This window comes from Candidatus Hydrogenedentota bacterium (assembly GCA_013359265.1).
Lineage (GTDB): Bacteria > Hydrogenedentota > Hydrogenedentia > Hydrogenedentales > SLHB01 > JABWCD01.
In genome coordinates, this window is sequence record JABWCD010000010.1 from 80,359 (window position 1) to 95,496 (window position 15,138).

Annotated in this window: 12 protein-coding genes; 4 read left to right on the forward strand and 8 right to left on the reverse strand. The window is 59.0% G+C overall.

The window, feature by feature from the left end; translation table 11 throughout:
- Window positions 1-710 precede the first annotated feature (710 nt).
- The 4 genes from HUU46_10925 to HUU46_10940 all read right to left on the reverse strand — a co-directional run bounded on the left by HUU46_10925 (window position 711) and on the right by HUU46_10940 (window position 6,198).
- Entirely contained in the window at window positions 711-1,658 is a 948-nt protein-coding gene (locus tag HUU46_10925) for a 2-dehydropantoate 2-reductase (GenBank protein NUM54146.1), read from the reverse strand.
- A gap of 125 nt (window positions 1,659-1,783) precedes the next feature.
- Window positions 1,784-2,977: an SUMF1/EgtB/PvdO family nonheme iron enzyme gene (locus HUU46_10930; protein ID NUM54147.1), complete on the reverse strand. Its 1,194-nt coding sequence runs from the start codon at window positions 2,975-2,977 to the stop codon at window positions 1,784-1,786.
- Between the two features lie 49 nt (window positions 2,978-3,026).
- Window positions 3,027-4,220, reverse strand: a complete 1,194-nt coding sequence (locus tag HUU46_10935) for an SUMF1/EgtB/PvdO family nonheme iron enzyme (protein ID NUM54148.1) — start codon at window positions 4,218-4,220, stop codon at window positions 3,027-3,029.
- 49 nt (window positions 4,221-4,269) lie between these two features.
- Entirely contained in the window at window positions 4,270-6,198 is a 1,929-nt protein-coding gene (locus tag HUU46_10940; protein NUM54149.1) for an acyl-CoA dehydrogenase family protein, read from the reverse strand.
- A 798-nt stretch (window positions 6,199-6,996) separates the two neighbouring features.
- On the opposite strand from HUU46_10940, the gene HUU46_10945 reads away from it, so the two are divergent.
- Window positions 6,997-8,250 (forward strand): DUF1015 domain-containing protein, encoded by a 1,254-nt coding sequence (locus tag HUU46_10945; GenBank protein ID NUM54150.1) that lies wholly within the window; start codon window positions 6,997-6,999, stop codon window positions 8,248-8,250.
- A 92-nt stretch (window positions 8,251-8,342) separates the two neighbouring features.
- A complete protein-coding gene (locus tag HUU46_10950; protein ID NUM54151.1) occupies window positions 8,343-8,987 on the forward strand; it encodes a hypothetical protein in 645 nt (214 codons plus the stop codon).
- Between the two features lie 3 nt (window positions 8,988-8,990).
- Here the strand turns inward: HUU46_10950 and HUU46_10955 are convergent, their stop codons facing one another.
- Window positions 8,991-10,490 (reverse strand): PilT/PilU family type 4a pilus ATPase, encoded by a 1,500-nt coding sequence (locus HUU46_10955; GenBank protein NUM54152.1) that lies wholly within the window; start codon window positions 10,488-10,490, stop codon window positions 8,991-8,993.
- A gap of 212 nt (window positions 10,491-10,702) precedes the next feature.
- On the opposite strand from HUU46_10955, the gene HUU46_10960 reads away from it, so the two are divergent.
- On the forward strand, window positions 10,703-10,843 hold the full coding sequence (locus tag HUU46_10960; GenBank protein ID NUM54153.1) for a hypothetical protein: 141 nt from the start codon (window positions 10,703-10,705) through the stop codon (window positions 10,841-10,843).
- A 3-nt stretch (window positions 10,844-10,846) separates the two neighbouring features.
- Here HUU46_10960 and HUU46_10965 read toward each other — a convergent pair whose 3' ends face one another.
- From HUU46_10965 to HUU46_10975, 3 genes are all read right to left on the reverse strand, one after another.
- On the reverse strand, window positions 10,847-11,215 hold the full coding sequence (locus tag HUU46_10965) for a hypothetical protein (GenBank protein ID NUM54154.1): 369 nt from the start codon (window positions 11,213-11,215) through the stop codon (window positions 10,847-10,849).
- Window positions 11,212-11,949: a phytanoyl-CoA dioxygenase family protein gene (locus HUU46_10970; GenBank protein NUM54155.1), complete on the reverse strand. Its 738-nt coding sequence runs from the start codon at window positions 11,947-11,949 to the stop codon at window positions 11,212-11,214. Before HUU46_10970 ends, HUU46_10965 begins: the two co-directional genes overlap by 4 nt.
- A gap of 166 nt (window positions 11,950-12,115) precedes the next feature.
- Window positions 12,116-12,283 (reverse strand): hypothetical protein, encoded by a 168-nt coding sequence (locus HUU46_10975; protein ID NUM54156.1) that lies wholly within the window; start codon window positions 12,281-12,283, stop codon window positions 12,116-12,118.
- A 501-nt stretch (window positions 12,284-12,784) separates the two neighbouring features.
- On the opposite strand from HUU46_10975, the gene HUU46_10980 reads away from it, so the two are divergent.
- Window positions 12,785-15,121, forward strand: a complete 2,337-nt coding sequence (locus tag HUU46_10980) for a DUF4838 domain-containing protein (GenBank protein NUM54157.1) — start codon at window positions 12,785-12,787, stop codon at window positions 15,119-15,121.
- Window positions 15,122-15,138 lie beyond the last annotated feature (17 nt).

The window sequence follows — 15,138 nt, forward strand, 5'->3', positions numbered from 1 at the left end:
AAGCAAGAACCGATCTGAGTCATGCTAAACCGTCCATTACATCGATCCTGCCGAAGACATCCAAGAATTTTGCACCTCACCCTTGATCTCTTTGGCTTTAGTGCGCTTGTTCTCCGAAATTCTGAAATTTCAAATCTCAAATTGATTGATTAAGCTCTTTGGTTGCGGCTACACCGCGTGCGCGTGCTCCTGCTCGTCATCGTACTCGATCTCCTCGAGAATCGAGTGCGCGTACTGCTTCCATTGCCCTCCGAAGCAGCAGGGCTGCGGAGGACCAGTAACGACTCGCGAACGGGATCACGAAACGGTCGGTGTGCTCACACTTGAATAGCTTTAGTGCGATTGTTCTCCGAAATTCTGAGATTTCAAATCTCAAATTGATAGTTAGAGCCCTTCGGTTGCGGCTGCACCGCGTGCGCGTGCCCCTGCTCGTCATCGTACTCGATCTCCTCGAGAATCGAGTGCGCGTACTGCCTCCGTTGCCCTCCGAAGCAGCAGGGCTGCGAAGGACCGGTAACGACTCGCGAGCGGGAGCACGAAACAGTCGGTGTGCTCCGACTTGAATGGCTTTAGTGCGTTTGTTCTCTGAAATTCTGAAATTTCAAATCTCAAATTGATTGATAGATCCCTTCGGTTGCGGCTATGCCGCGTCGCGTCCATGTCGTCCATAGCGTCCATATCGCATCGAGCATTGCCGGCCCGCCCCGCGATCACCGCACACCCAAGGCGTACTCGCGCGCGTGTACAAGCCGCGTCAGCAGTGTATTCGCGGGACAGGGAATGTCGTGCTGCGCGCCAAACCGGCTGATGGCGCCGTTCAGCGAATCGATTTCCGTGCGGCGCCGGTGAATAAAATCCGCGCGCATGCTCGCGTAGTGCGCGGCGGTGGGGGGGATGAGGTCCTCGAACAGATGGCGCACGTACTTCTCGGGCGTGTCCGGTTCGAGCGGCACGTTCATTGCCCTCGCGACGGCGTAGAGTTCGTGCACAATCTCGCGCATGGTCTGGCGCGTATGCTCCGTATCCAGCAGGCCGCCATAGGGCACGTCGAGCAGCGCCGACATCGGGTTCAGCGCGCAGTTGTACGCCACCTTGTTCCACAGCACCGTCCGTATCTTATCGGTGTACACAGTGGGCAGTCCCGTCGCGTTCATCGCCTCGGCGACCGCGCGCACGCGATCGGTTGACGTTACCGGATGATACGTGCCTAGAGCCGTCGGGTTCGCGATGACGGTCACGTCCACCCATCCGGGTTCGCGTACCACCACGCCATAGATCGCCCTCGCGCCAATCGTCCGCTCCCAACCGATGCGTTCCGCGATCACTTCCGCGTTGCCCAGTCCATTCTGGTACGAGCAGACCAGCGTGTCGCCTCCCACGAGCGGGGCTATGGCGTCCGCCGCCCGCGGCGTGTCGTATGCTTTCACACTCACAAGAATCAGGTCGTGCGCGCCGCGCTCGATCCCCGCCACGGACGTACGCGCATCGAGTTGGGTCGTGTGGTGCTCGCCCCAGATTCCCGTGATGCGCAGACCGCGGTTCGCGACGGCGTTCATGTGATCGGCCCGGCCAATCAGCGTCACGCGGTGGCCGTGTTCCGCCATGAACCCGCCCACAACGCTCCCAATCGCCCCTGCGCCCATAATTAGAATGTTCATTGGCGGTGATTGCTCATGATGAAAGACCCCGGCACAAGTATATTCAATTGCAGCAATATGCCCAAAAATAGGAGGCGCCCTGAACAGTGTTCCGGGCGCCTATCTACCAATGCAGCGATTCTGCACTATTTCGGCACTTGCTCCTGCTGCGGGATGTCCACCGTTTCTTCGCTCGGTACGGGGTCGCTTGGCGTCGGAGTCTTCCTGCTTGTCAGCTCTGGTGCCGCAGAGAGTTCTTCGCACAGGAGGCGGAAGCAACCTCCGTAGTCCCACGGCCCACCCATCATGGGTGGACCGGCAAATCTGATCCAACCGTTAGCCACAATATATGGGCCACCCGTGACCGCGTACATTCCTCCGCGATGGGCTGGTGATTCTGAAGCGCCAGATACCGCACTACTCCACTCGTCAGCGGGTGGATGCCAATTCCCCTTCACATATTCATCCCAGATGCTCTTGTTCGCCGTGATGCTTTCCACAGTGTATTGGTGTAACGCATTCTGGCATATTTCGGTGCTGCCACCAATCATGTCGTGAACGCCCTCAGGCGTTGCACCTTTCGGAAACCTCCCAACATATGTGCCAATCGGGGCTCCATGATCCCAAGAGTCTTCCCAGTACACATCCATCAAAAAAACTCTTCCCATGGGGCTTTCGTTGCCCCACGGATAAATGCGCCCTTCGCTGCCGCGTGCTGCGTACTCCCATTCAACCTCCGTCGGGAGGCGGTACTTACGGCCGTCACGTTCTGAGCGCCATCTGCAATATGCTTGTGCGCCCTCATAACTCACAGGCCCTACCTCTGACCACTCATATCCCGCTTTGGGATTGTAGCTGCCCCCGTTGGATCGTGCCACCGGGCAAGTGTTACCGAATTTAATAAACGTCACTGTGCTTTGGCCTTTTCGCCGCGCATCGTTCAGGAACTCACAATACTCCATTGCTGTTATCGCGTATTTACCGAGCAGAAAATCTTCGACAGTCTCCTTATGTTGTGGCAATGCAAGTCTGCGCCTCTGTTTTGTGAAGCCTTTCCACAGTTTCGCTGACTCTGGAGGAGCGCCCATTGTAAAAGTGCCACCCTTTATTAACACGAAGCTGCCTATGTCCGTCGGAATGGGAACGTCGGGAAGCGGAAGGTAAGGGCCTACATATTCGAACTCGTGCTCGGGATAGTTCTCCCATTTGACGGAATCAATGGGATCTTCGGGAGGGACTGGATCCCAGAAGCACGATTCTGCTGCGAGGATGAAAAGCACCAACGCGACGAAGCGCCCACTACATCGAAGATTCCTGCCGGATAGCAACGCCAACGACATTCGTAACCCTCGACCGGTGCGACACAGCTTAATTATACGGCAGACGTACCTACTTCGGCACTTGCTCCTGCTGCGGGATGTCCATTGATACTTCGCGCGGTACTGCGTCGCTTGGCATCGCAGTCTTTCTGCTCGTCAACTCTGGCGCCGCGGACACATCTTCGCATAACAGGCGGAAGGCTCCTCCCTCGTAAACCCACTGCCCGCCAATCATCGGTGGACCCGGTGACCTTGACCAAGCGTTCGCGACGATATACGGTCCCCTGGTAACTAAATACCCTCCGCCACGCATGGCCGGACCCGAGGTCCCTCCAAATCGCCTGTGTTGGTGCGAAGCGGGTTGCCAGGTTCCGCTCACGTACTTCGCCCAACGTTCAGCGTCGGCCGTAATGCTTTCAGTAGTGTACGGGTGGAACGCGTTCTGGCACATTTCCCAGCGCTCGCAAATCATATCATGCACGCCGTCGGGCGTTGCCCCTTTTGGAAATCTTCCAACGTACGTCGCAGTAAGGGCGCCCTCCTCCCAAGAATTCCGGTACACATCCGCCAGAAACGCCCTGCCGAGAGGATTCTCATTACCCCACGGGTAAAGTCGGCCTTCACTTCCCCGCGCTACATACTCCCATTCAACCTCGGTCGGCAGCCGGTATGTCCTGCCATCGCGGCCGGAAACCCATCTGCAATATGCTTGCGCACCTTCGTAACTCACCGGGCCAACCTCCGACCACTCATATCCAGGTTTGGGTTTATAGTCTCCACCGTTAGAGCGAGCTATCGAACATATCTCACCAAACTGTAGAAATGTCACCGTGCTTTGGCCAGCCCGTCTTTGTTCGTTTAGAAACTCACAATACTCGGTCGCGGTGACAAGATATTTGCCAATTAGAAAGTCCCCGATGGTCTCCGCATGTTGTGGCTGCGCCAACGTCCGGCGCAAACTAGCATCACCTTTCCATACTTTTTTTGACTCGGGGGGCGCACCCATCGTGAATGTGCCGCCTTTGATTAGCACAAAGCTACCAATGTCTGTCGGGATGGGGACATCGGGAAGTGGAAGGTAGGGCCCCGCATATTCGAACTCGTGTTCGGGATAGTTCTCCCACTTGACGGGATCAATCGGCGCTTCGGGAAGATTCGGTACCCAATTATCGATGCACGAGTGTACGATTGTCGCGACAGCCACGCACACGGCGATGCGACCGAATCGCCTACACCTCTCACTGGCTAGAACGACCAACGACATCCGAAACCCTCCACGGGTGCAAGAGGGCTTGATTATACTTTTGACATATCTATTTCGGCACTTGCTCCTGCTGCGGGATGTCCACCGTAACGCGGGCAGGGGGGTCCTCCTCGAAATGCGTGGGCGTGCCCTTGTAGATGGCGTCGTCCATCCACGCGAACTTGCCGTCCGCGTACGCGCGCGACACCTTGTTGAGCAGGCGGTTGTGGTTTCGCGACACGTGCGCGAAACTGCGTGCGATGCGTTCCCGCGCGGACCGGCAGAAGTAGTCGACCAGGTTTTGCAGATCTTCGTCGCCCGGGTTCTTCGCAAGCAGCCTTTCCGCGCGCGCGAGGCTCGCGCTCATCGCGAAGAGGTCCGTGCCAATATCCACGAACGACGCGAGCACGAGTTGCTCGTATTCGAGCTTCGGCCCGAACTTCGCCATGGTATGGAACATCGTACGCGCCAGGCGCTTCGCCGTCCGCGCGATGTAGTGCAGGTGCTCGACGTTCGTCTGCGACAGGTGTTTCGCGTCGTAGCCGCCGCCCGCGGGCATCCACGTCTTCGGATACCACGCGGCATAGAACTTCAATGCGTTTATGATCGCCTGGAACTTCGATTCCTTCTGCCCCGGCTTCGGCATCATGATCGGCATCACGCGGCTCACGTGCGTGTCCATCGCTTCGCGCGCGATGAACAACTGCATGATCTCGCTCGTGCCTTCGATGATGCGCGAAATGCGCGCGTTGCGCACCGACATTTCCACCGCGAAGGGCTTTTCGCCGCGCGCGCGGAGCGACGCCGCCGTTTCGTAGCCGCGCCCGCCGCGCACCTGCAAGACGTCGTCACAGATTTTCCACGCGGTCTCCGTGCAATAGTACTTCGCCATCGCCGATTCGAGGCGGATGTCCGCGTCGCCGCGTTCTGCGAGCGCGCACGCGAGATCGTTGATACTCTCCATCGCGAACGTCGCCGCGGCAGTATCCGCGAGCTTCTTGCCGACGGCCTGGTGCTTGGCGATAGGCGCGCCCCACTGCACGCGCTCGTTCACCCAGTCGCGCAAGTGGCGCATTGCCGCCTTTCCACCTCCCGCGCACGTCGCGGGCACGGTGAGGCGGCCCGTGTTCAACGTCGTCAGCGCGATTTTCAATCCGTCGCCCGCCTTGCCGATCAGGTTCTCCGCTGGCACCTTCACGTTGTTAAAGCGGAGCAACCCGTTGCGAATGCCGCGCACGCCCATGAACCGGCACACGTGGACGACCTCAAAACCGGGCGTATCCGTCTCGACGACGAACGCGCTGATCTGTTTCTTCTCTTTCCCGTTGACGATCTTCGGCGGCGTCACGCACATGACCACGAGCAGTTCCGCCACCGGCCCGTTCGTACACCACAGCTTCTCGCCGTTGATCAGATAATAGGAACCATCTTCCGACGGCGTCGCAGTCGTGGACATCTTCGCCGGGTCGGAGCCCACGCTCGGCTCGGTCAACGCAAACGCGGAGATCGCGCCCTTCGCCAGCCGCGGCAGGAACGTTTCTTTCTGCGCCTTCGTGCCGAACAGCTTCAGCGGCTGCGGCACGCCAATGCTCAGGTGCGAACTGATGTAGACCGACGTCGATGCGCAATACGTCGCAATATACGACACGATGCGGTTGTAGTTGGTCTGCGACATGCCGAGGCCGCCGTACTCCTTCGGAATCTTGATCCCGAAGCAGCCGATGTCCGCCAGCGCGCGCAACGCCTCGCGCGGCACCTCCTGATCACGATCGACCTTTTCCGGGTCGATGTACTTCTCCATCACCTCGCGCACCTTCTCCATGTACTCGTCGCCGATGCGCTTGTCTTCGGGGTCCTGCTCGGGGAAGGGGGAGATCAAGTCCCAGCGGAAGTTGCCGTTGAACAACTCCGCCACAAAACTCGGGTGCTCCCACGCCGTCTCGCGCGAGTCCTCGGCGAGATCCATCGCGGCCTGTTTTTCATGCTCGTGCGACTTCATAACCCTCCCCCTCGTTTCCGCCGGACCCTCGATCCCGCGGTCTCTTTACCTACTATTCAGTAGGCTACCCGTACATAATTCTCCACCAAGGAAAACAGCCTTGCTCTTGCCGAATGCAGTATAGTCCCGAACCCCAATTCTGTCAACGGCTTCCAAGTACTTCGTCCCAACGGCGATAGCCCCAGGCCGCCCCGTCTGACGGACACTACCACACAAAACTGGGACCGCCCGCGCGACTATCACCGCTGGAGGCCCCCTTGAATCGTCGAATTGTCGAGTACCCCCCTGCACCCGGTGCGAAATCGGACGCCTCCACGAAATCACTGAGGTTACAAAGAATTCGGCTCAACCACCCCCCTCGTTCCGTCAAAAAAGAAAAACGCACCCCCTCCACTATCCACATGGAGTGCTGCGAATCGTCGTCGCAATCCTCACGCGTCAACCCACGCTCACGACATACCCGCCGGAACCGTCAGCCCCCGATTCCCACGTACCGCGCCACCCGCCACCCGACTCCGACTCCGACTACCTGTGCGTTCCCTGCGCTCTTTCGCGGCTACTTCCTCCTCTTGAATTCCCGAAACCCGACACCCGAAACCCGAAACCCGATACCCGGGACCCGCGATTTGGCTGTGACTACGTCGCGCTGTGTCATCGGTGAAATCTGTGATCGTGTGTCTCTCACGTTTTTCGTGTTCTGTCGTGGCAGACCCGTGCGCGACCTTGAACGCGCGCCGCCGCACGCGTAAACTGTTGGTTTACCTCTAGGTAACACCCGCAGGGAGACTGTTTACAACCATGTCAGAAGTCCGCGGATTCCGCGCGTTTCGTTTCGATCCTGCCGTCGTCGGTAGCCTCGACGACGTTGTCACCCCCCCGTTCGACGTCATCACCGAAGACGAGCGGGTAGTGCTCGCGGCGCGCAGTCCCTACAATTATACGCATGTGATACTTCCGCAGGACCGGGACGGAAAATCGAAATACGACGTCGCGGCGCAGTTGCTCGAAGAGTGGATTGCCACGGGCGCCCTCAAACAGGACGAGGACGACTCCTATTACCTGCTCGAGCAGACCTTCACGGCGCTGGACGGCGAGACCTGCGTGCGGCGCGGGTTCCTGGGCGTGGCGAAAGTGCCGGAGCCGGGCGAAGACACCGTCCTCGGCCACGAGCGGACCTTCGAGTGGAAGGTGACGGACCGCCTTGCGCTGACCGAAGCGACCCGCGCGAACCTCGGCGCGGTGTTTGTGTTATACCGCGACGATAAGCACGAGTTGGGGAATTTCTTAAGTCAGATGAACCAGCGCCCGCCCGACCTCGTCGCGCGCACCTTCGAAGGCGTGACGCAGCGCGTGTGGCGCGTGAAGGCGGATCCCGCCGTGACCGCATTTTTCGCGGGCAAACGGCTGTACATCGCCGACGGTCATCACCGGTACCGCACCGCGCACACCTACCGCGACAAGATGCGCCTCGCCGAGAAGCCAACCGGTCCGCGCCCGTACGACTACGTGTTGATGGGTTTCATCGCGCTGGACGATCCGGGGCTGTTCGTGTATCCCGCGCACCGCGTCATTGATCTGCCCGGCAACTTTGACGAGGCCGCATTCCTCCGCGAATTGGAGAAGTGGTTCGAGGTCCTGAAGGTGGACGACGAGTTGGCCGCGCACGTTCGCGATGAAGAGGAGTGCGCCATTGGCCTCGCGCTGCGCGGCGGCAAACGCTACGTGTTGCGCTTGCGCGACATCGATCGCGTCGCGTTGCTCGGCGATGCGCACGGTCCCGCGTGGCGCGACCTCGACGTCTCGGTGTTGCACGGCGGCATTCTCGAAGGCATCCTGCACTTCGCGCCCGATGCCTTTCACATCTACGAGAAAGACCCGGCCATCGCCGTCGACATGGTCGAGAGCGGCAAGAAAGGCGCAGCCTTTATTTTGCGCAACATGCAGCCGTCGCAAGTGTGCGCCTGCGCCGAAGCGCGCGAGTCGATGCCCCAAAAAGCCACGTATTTCTTTCCGAAACTTCCCTCCGGCGCCGCGATCTACATCCACGTGTAGGCGGATTCCTACACGCTTCCTCGGCGTTTCCCCTTTACGAAATTCACACGGCTGTGGCATCATGTCTATGGGTGCTGCAGGAGTATTGTATTATGCGCATAATTGCTGATTTTATTAGACAAAACACCTTTGCAATTATTGTCGTTATTGTAATTCTCATCCTCATCGCTTCCGCCTGCACCCCTCAGGGCAACTTGGTCGTAGGGCCCGTTCGTGTGACCGCCACCGTGGGCGAGGCCAGCTTTCTCAGCACGCTGTTTTCGCTGAAGGGCGGCGCGACCATTACGCACAAGCAAAAGTTCTGCGAAATGCCGACGGAAGATGAACTGCAAAGTGAAGTGACAACCGTTGGCGATATCGATCTGAGTGCGTTCATCAGACTGGAGCGACTCGAACTTGTTGAGACGGTGCTCACCGCCACGAGCGGCGATTTCAGCTTCATGACGGACATGACCGTGACGTTCATTCCCAAGCCGGGCGCGGGCGACCCGGTTGTGTTGGGAACGGCAAGCGATCCGAACGGATTTGGGACCGAGATTGCCCTGGTGCCGCCGGGCGGCGTGGACTTTCTCGAGTTGATTCGCGCAAACGACGCCGGCGACCCGGACGCGTGCCCGAAAATCGAATACGAGATCACGTTCCAATCCGTCCCGCTGCAGGATGTCGAGTATCGATTGGACGTGACCGTAGACGGATACGCCGAAGTCGGGCCGGAGAAATTTCTCGCCGCGTCCTGACGGCTACTTCAGCAGCTTGCGGCCCTCGGTGCCCTTGATTCCCGTGGTGACGCGAATAAACGCCTCTTCATCCGCGCACGCGGAGATGGCTTCCTCGCGCGAGACAAGGTTTTTCCGAAAGAGTTCTACCGCGTATTGATCGAAGCTCTTCATTTCCGTGTCGACTTCGATGATGTTGTAGAGCCGCTGGATGTCGCCTTCGAGGATCGCGTCGCGCACCATCGGCAGGTTGCACAGGAGCAATTCGATGCACGGGATGCGGCCGCCGCCGGTGCGCTTGAGCAACCGCTGGCAGCAGACGCCCTTCAACGTATACGCCAGTTCCTGACGGATCACGTCGCGTTCGTCGTTCGGGAAATAACTGATGATGCGGTTGACCGTGTCCACCGCCGTCATCGTATGCAGCGTGCTGAACACGAGATGCCCCGTTGACGCCGCGCTGATGGCCGCGCGGATCGTCTCGCGGTCGCGCATCTCGCCCACGAGAATCACGTCCGGGTCTTCGCGCAAGGCCCCGCGCAGCGCGTTTGCGAACGAAAACGTGTCGCGCCCGACCTGACGCTGCGATATGATCGATTTCTTGTCCGTGTACACGAACTCGATCGGGTCTTCCGTCGTGATAATGTGCGCGTACCGGTTCTCGTTGATGTAGTCGACAAGCGAGGCCAGCGTGGTCGACTTGCCGCTGCCGGTCACGCCGCACACGAGAAACAGGCCGCGGTGCGAATCCGCGACATTACGAATCGATTCGGGCAGGTTGAGCTTCTCGAACGGAAACGGCGACTCGGGGATGAAGCGAATCGCGAGCGCCATCGCGCCCATCTTGATGTATCCGCTGCACCGCAGGTACGCGATACCCGCGAGATGGTACTGAAAGCTGCTTTCCTTCTCAGTCTCCAGTATCTCGACCTGCTGCTGGCCGCCGAGCTGAAACACGATCTCGCGCATGTCGTCCGCGCTGAGCGGTGGATAGTCGAGCGGACGCAGGTCGCCGTCGATGCGCATGTACGGCGGCGTCCCCGCGCGCAGGTGAATGTCCGAACCTTTGCTCTGCGTCAACTGCTCGATCAGCATATTGATGTTGAAATCGAGCTTGCGGAACGACGCAACGTTTACCTGCCACGATTGCGAACGCAGCGGCTGGCCGGCGAACTCCAGAACGACCTTGTCGATCGGTTCGAGCATGTGCATCTGCGGCCACTCGAACGCCGGCAGCGTCAGCGAACATCTGCCGTCCACGACACGAAGCTGATGCGGAATTCGGGTCTCGTCGATGCGGTGCCGGATTTGGTCCGGGTCGAGCCCGTCTTTCACGGGGAAATCGATGCGGAAATACTCGACGCGCTTGCCGAAATCCATCGATTTCGCGACTATTTCGGCGTGATTGGCGGTGAACGATATCTCGACGGGCAACCCCATTTTTCGGACCACTTCGTGGACGCCCGTGCGGAACACTTCAAATAGCGTATTGCGCGAATTCGTGCCAATCACCATGGCAGACATGTACAGCCACTCCACAACCAATCGATGCGCCAAGGGGGTGAAGAGCGCGGAGTCTAGCACGCGCCGTTTTAGGCAGTCAACGAGTCGCCGGCACTAACGGGCTGTGCTCTCATTTCGATTGACACGCGAGCGAATAATGTCGCAGTGGCCCGCGCGTTGCGGATGTCACGTTTGCCGTGGTAGGCTCCACCGAAGACGCGAGTGCGAACGCAATGTGGTCCTACTACCTCTATATGGCCTTGCTCATCACGACGCTGGTGTTGTGGGGAATCGTTGCACTGCGCGACGACGGACAAGAAAATGGCGCGTTGCCAAAGAGCGATCCCAATAGCGATGCGGAAAAGCGGCCCTGACGCTCAGCTTTCCGTCGCGTCATCGACCGGCTTGTCCAATCCGAGCGAGCGCAGGAACGAATCGATGTCGATATCTGATTCCGGTGCGCCCTGTTCGGGATGAAAGCGCAACGGCCCCTTGATGTAAGCCCGCTGGCACGACGGGCAGAGGTCCAGCTCGAACCCTTTATAGACGGTTTCTTCGATCTCGCGCGGGTCCTTGTGCCTCATGCGTTCTATGAGTTTCAGCATTTCCGATCGGTGATCGCGCACGAGGTCCGCCAGACCGATCTCGAGCTTGTCGTAGGCCGCGCGCACGTCAATCTTCACGTGATAGCGCAATTGGCCCTTCGCCAATTCTTTTCCGCAACCGTCGCAGCGATGAACGATCATGTCTTCCCATCCGGGACAATTTCGGCCACGGGCCGTGGATCGATGCGCGGAAATGCCTTCAGCAACCGCCATTCTCCGTCGGGATGAAGGGCGCGTACATCGTCCCGAAAGAACTGTATGCCATACGCGACGCGCGGATTCGGCGTTACGTTGGGACCGGATCCATGCACCGTCAACCGGGAAAATGCGATGCAATCCCCGGCCTGCATTCGGACGGGAAGGACATGGTCCGGGACGGAGTCAACCGTCCTGTGGCCATCCTTGTCCGGACTCTCGATGCCGTCGATGGTTCCGTCAAGGTGTGTGCGTGGCGCGACCAACAGACAGCCGTTCTCCGGCGTCATGCGCTCGAATGCAAACCAGAAGTTGATCCCCGGACCGTCGAACCGCGTGTACTGGTTGTCCTGGTGAAAGTGGAACTGCGATCCGCCGGTGCTCTTCACCGCCGTGAACGGCGAATGCAGCGTGCTTGGCCCGTCCATCAGCCGCGATGCAAGCTCGCAGAGTGCAGGACTATTGATCAAGGCATCCAACCGGCTGTCCGCGAGATACTGCTTCGTCTGCCGGAGTTTTGTCGTGCCGAAACCGACAATACGCAGAATGTCCAGAATGTCCCCGCGCAGCGCCACTGCGTCGGACTGCGCCAACAGGCCCGGCAAGACGAGATAGCCCTCGGCACGGTAGAACGCGACTTCCGCGTCGGCAAGACTGACGTATTGAATGGGATCGATCATTCCGTTTGCCCGTGACGGCGTCATGCTAACAAAACAAAGCGCGTGCCGCCATTGCGCCCCGCGGCGTGCAGAAAACAAATGCACGTACGGTCCGTTCTGCCGCACGTGCAATGAAATAGTGGGCGGCCGCGCTCCTTCGTGCGGCCGCCCACCAGACCCACCCGGTCTAGTTCAATATCCGCTTCTTGCGTTCCTTCGCGGAACTCATAATCGAAAGCAGTTCCTGTGAGATCGCCTCAACTTTTTTCACCATGGGAAGGAGTTCCGTGACGAGTTTCTCGCGAAGCTGTTGCAGCCGTTGCTTCTCGTCCTCCGTCAACATCAAATCCGACATACCGCATCTCCGCCTCGTTTTGGTGGGCGGGTACCGGTCAACCCACCCACACCGCACCTAGGGCCCAAAGGGAGCAATATCCTTGCCAAGGAAATAGCGGGGGTAACTTGAACATAACCTGGGGTGCTGCCACCGCACTGTCCGCACCAAATACTCGAAATAGCCGCGTACACCCCGCAGCCTGCAAGTTGCCGTCGCCATATGAGGTTACCGCACCGTAACCTAACGCGGAAAGCCTTGTCACCGATGACAACGTTTTACCCAATCGGCACGGGCGACGTCGCATTAATCTTAGCACACGTCCAGCGTTTTGTGGCCGAGGAAACGCCAACGGAAACAGGCTGTTTGTTCTCGGGGTGTCTCCGAATCGGGGCTGTGCTGACCTTCGGACCACCGGAAACGGGTACGGTGTCGCAAACCCAATTGCCTGTATACTGCGATGCATGCGCCAAATTGGGGTAGGCGCTGGACGTCGCGGACAAGGAAATTGCGGGGGAAACTATGCGAAGTGCACTTCAAACATTCCTTTTGACACTCGTGGCGGCGACCGCCATTACGCCATTGACGAACGCTGACGGAACTACGCTTGTAAATCGCGGCACGGCAGTTTCCACGATAGTTGTAGCCACGGAGTGCAGCGAACAAACGCGGCGCGCGGCGGAAGAATTACAGACATACCTCGGGCGAATGTCGGGCGCACGCATCGAGATTCAAACCGAGGACAAACCTGTAGCGGGCGCGGCTATCTACGTGGGCGATGCCCGAGCGATTAGCGACGCGGGGATCCAAGTGCCGTCCGGATTCACGCATCAGATGAACGAAGAAGGCTACGTCATCACAACCATCCCCGGCGGTATCCTCCTCGCTGGGAATGAAGACGGGCCCTATCATGGCACACTGTACGCCGTCTACGATCTGTTGGCACGACTTGGGTGCCGCTGGTACTTCCCTGGGATGTATGGCGAAGTAATCCCCAAACGCGAGACCATCGCCATTGAACCGATCAACGTCACCGAACGCCCGGATTTTCGCTTCCGCAACATTTGGTACTCCGGTTGGATGCCCGTAAACGATGAACAGTCCAGGCAATTCGCAGTGTGGCGCGAGCGCAATCGCATGAACAGCCTGACGGGCCTGAGCCTGCCTGGCGACGGAAGCATCACGCGACTCGCACCGGCAGAAAAATACTTCGAGAGCAATCCAAATATCTTTGCCGTCAACGAGAAAGGCGAACGCGTGAAGGACATGCTCTGCCTTTCCGAACCGGAATCCGTCACAATCGCCGTGAAAACGATCACCGAAGAGTTCCGCACGAACCCGGACTTATGGACTTTTGGGTTTGCACCGCCGGACGGACATCCGCGATGCCATTGCCCGCGCTGCACGGCCGCGGAACCTGGCTTCACGGGAAAGGGCTTTGGAGAACCCAGTCTGAGCGACACGTGGTTCCTTTTCGCGAATGCGGTCGCCAGGGAAGTGTACAAGGAGTTCCCCGATCGCTGGTTGTGGACGAACGGCTACGCGAACCGAGTGCGCCCACCGGAGGGCGTTGGGCCGTTGAGCCCCAACCTCGGCATTCAATCCGCGATGATCGACTCGTGCACGCTTCACCAAATTGACGATCCGCACTGTTGGCAACGGCAGGTGTACAAGACGGTGCTCGACCGATGGACGCGCGATCTGGGGTGTGTATTCATATACGACTACGACCCGGGCAAGAGCCTGGAGAATCTTCCCTACCCCAATCTACACACACTCTCCAATGATATGCGCTACTACAAAGACCGCGGTGTCTGGGGATTCTGGACCGAAGGAAACAACAACTGGATGGTCACGCATCTCAATTACTACGTGCGCTCCAAATTGATGTGGGACATCGAAGCAGATGTGAAGGCGTTGGTGCGCGATTATTGCGAAAACTTCTACGGCGACGCCGCACACCCCATCGAACAATACATCTGGACCTTGGAACGCGCCGTGGAAGATACGCATGTTCACACCACCTGGGGGAGGCTTATCCCATGGCACGTGGTTCTTCCTCCCTCGACCATGCAGGCACTCGATTCGCTGATCGCGCGCGCAATTGGCCGTACAAAAGAAGCAGACGACGTCACCCGCACGCACGTTCGCGTACTCGAATTGACCCACAATCACACGCGCGCATTCCTCACGATGGAAGAATGTGCCGCGGGCGGCGACTTCGCGGGCGCCGTCGCGAATGCCGACAAAATGAAATCGATTCGGGATGAGGCCGCCACAATCGATCCCGCGCTCCTTCCGCACACACCCGATTGGTGCAAAGACCATCGCGGCACACTCGAATGGTTTCGCGAGACGTATCAAGCCCTCGCGGATCAATGCGGCGGCGCAAAGGGCGATCTCGTAGCCATGTTCCCATCGCAATGGGAGTTCAAGACCGACCCACGCGAGATGGGTACGCTCGAACAATGGTATACGCCCGGCAACGGCGGCGAGTGGGACTCGATTTCCGACACGGTCTACTCGGACGTGCAAGGCTATCAGGACGACGTCGGTTGGCCCGCCGCGACCCGCGCGTGGTATCGCGGCGCGGTCGACGTTCCCGCAAGCGCTGTGGACAAACCGCTGCGCCTCACCATTGGCGGCGTGTATAGCGCCGGCATTTGGATTTGGCTGAACGGCATGATGATCGATCACCGCACCCGCCAGGACTCCGGTACTCCATTCGATATTGACGTGACCGCCCACGTTCGCCCTGGCGAAACAAACCGCATCGCCATCCTCGCCAGCACCATCCCCGCCGACCGAATGCCCCGCGGCGGCCTACACCGGCGAGTGTTCTTGTGGTCTCCGAAATGACGCGATAAAATTGTGTA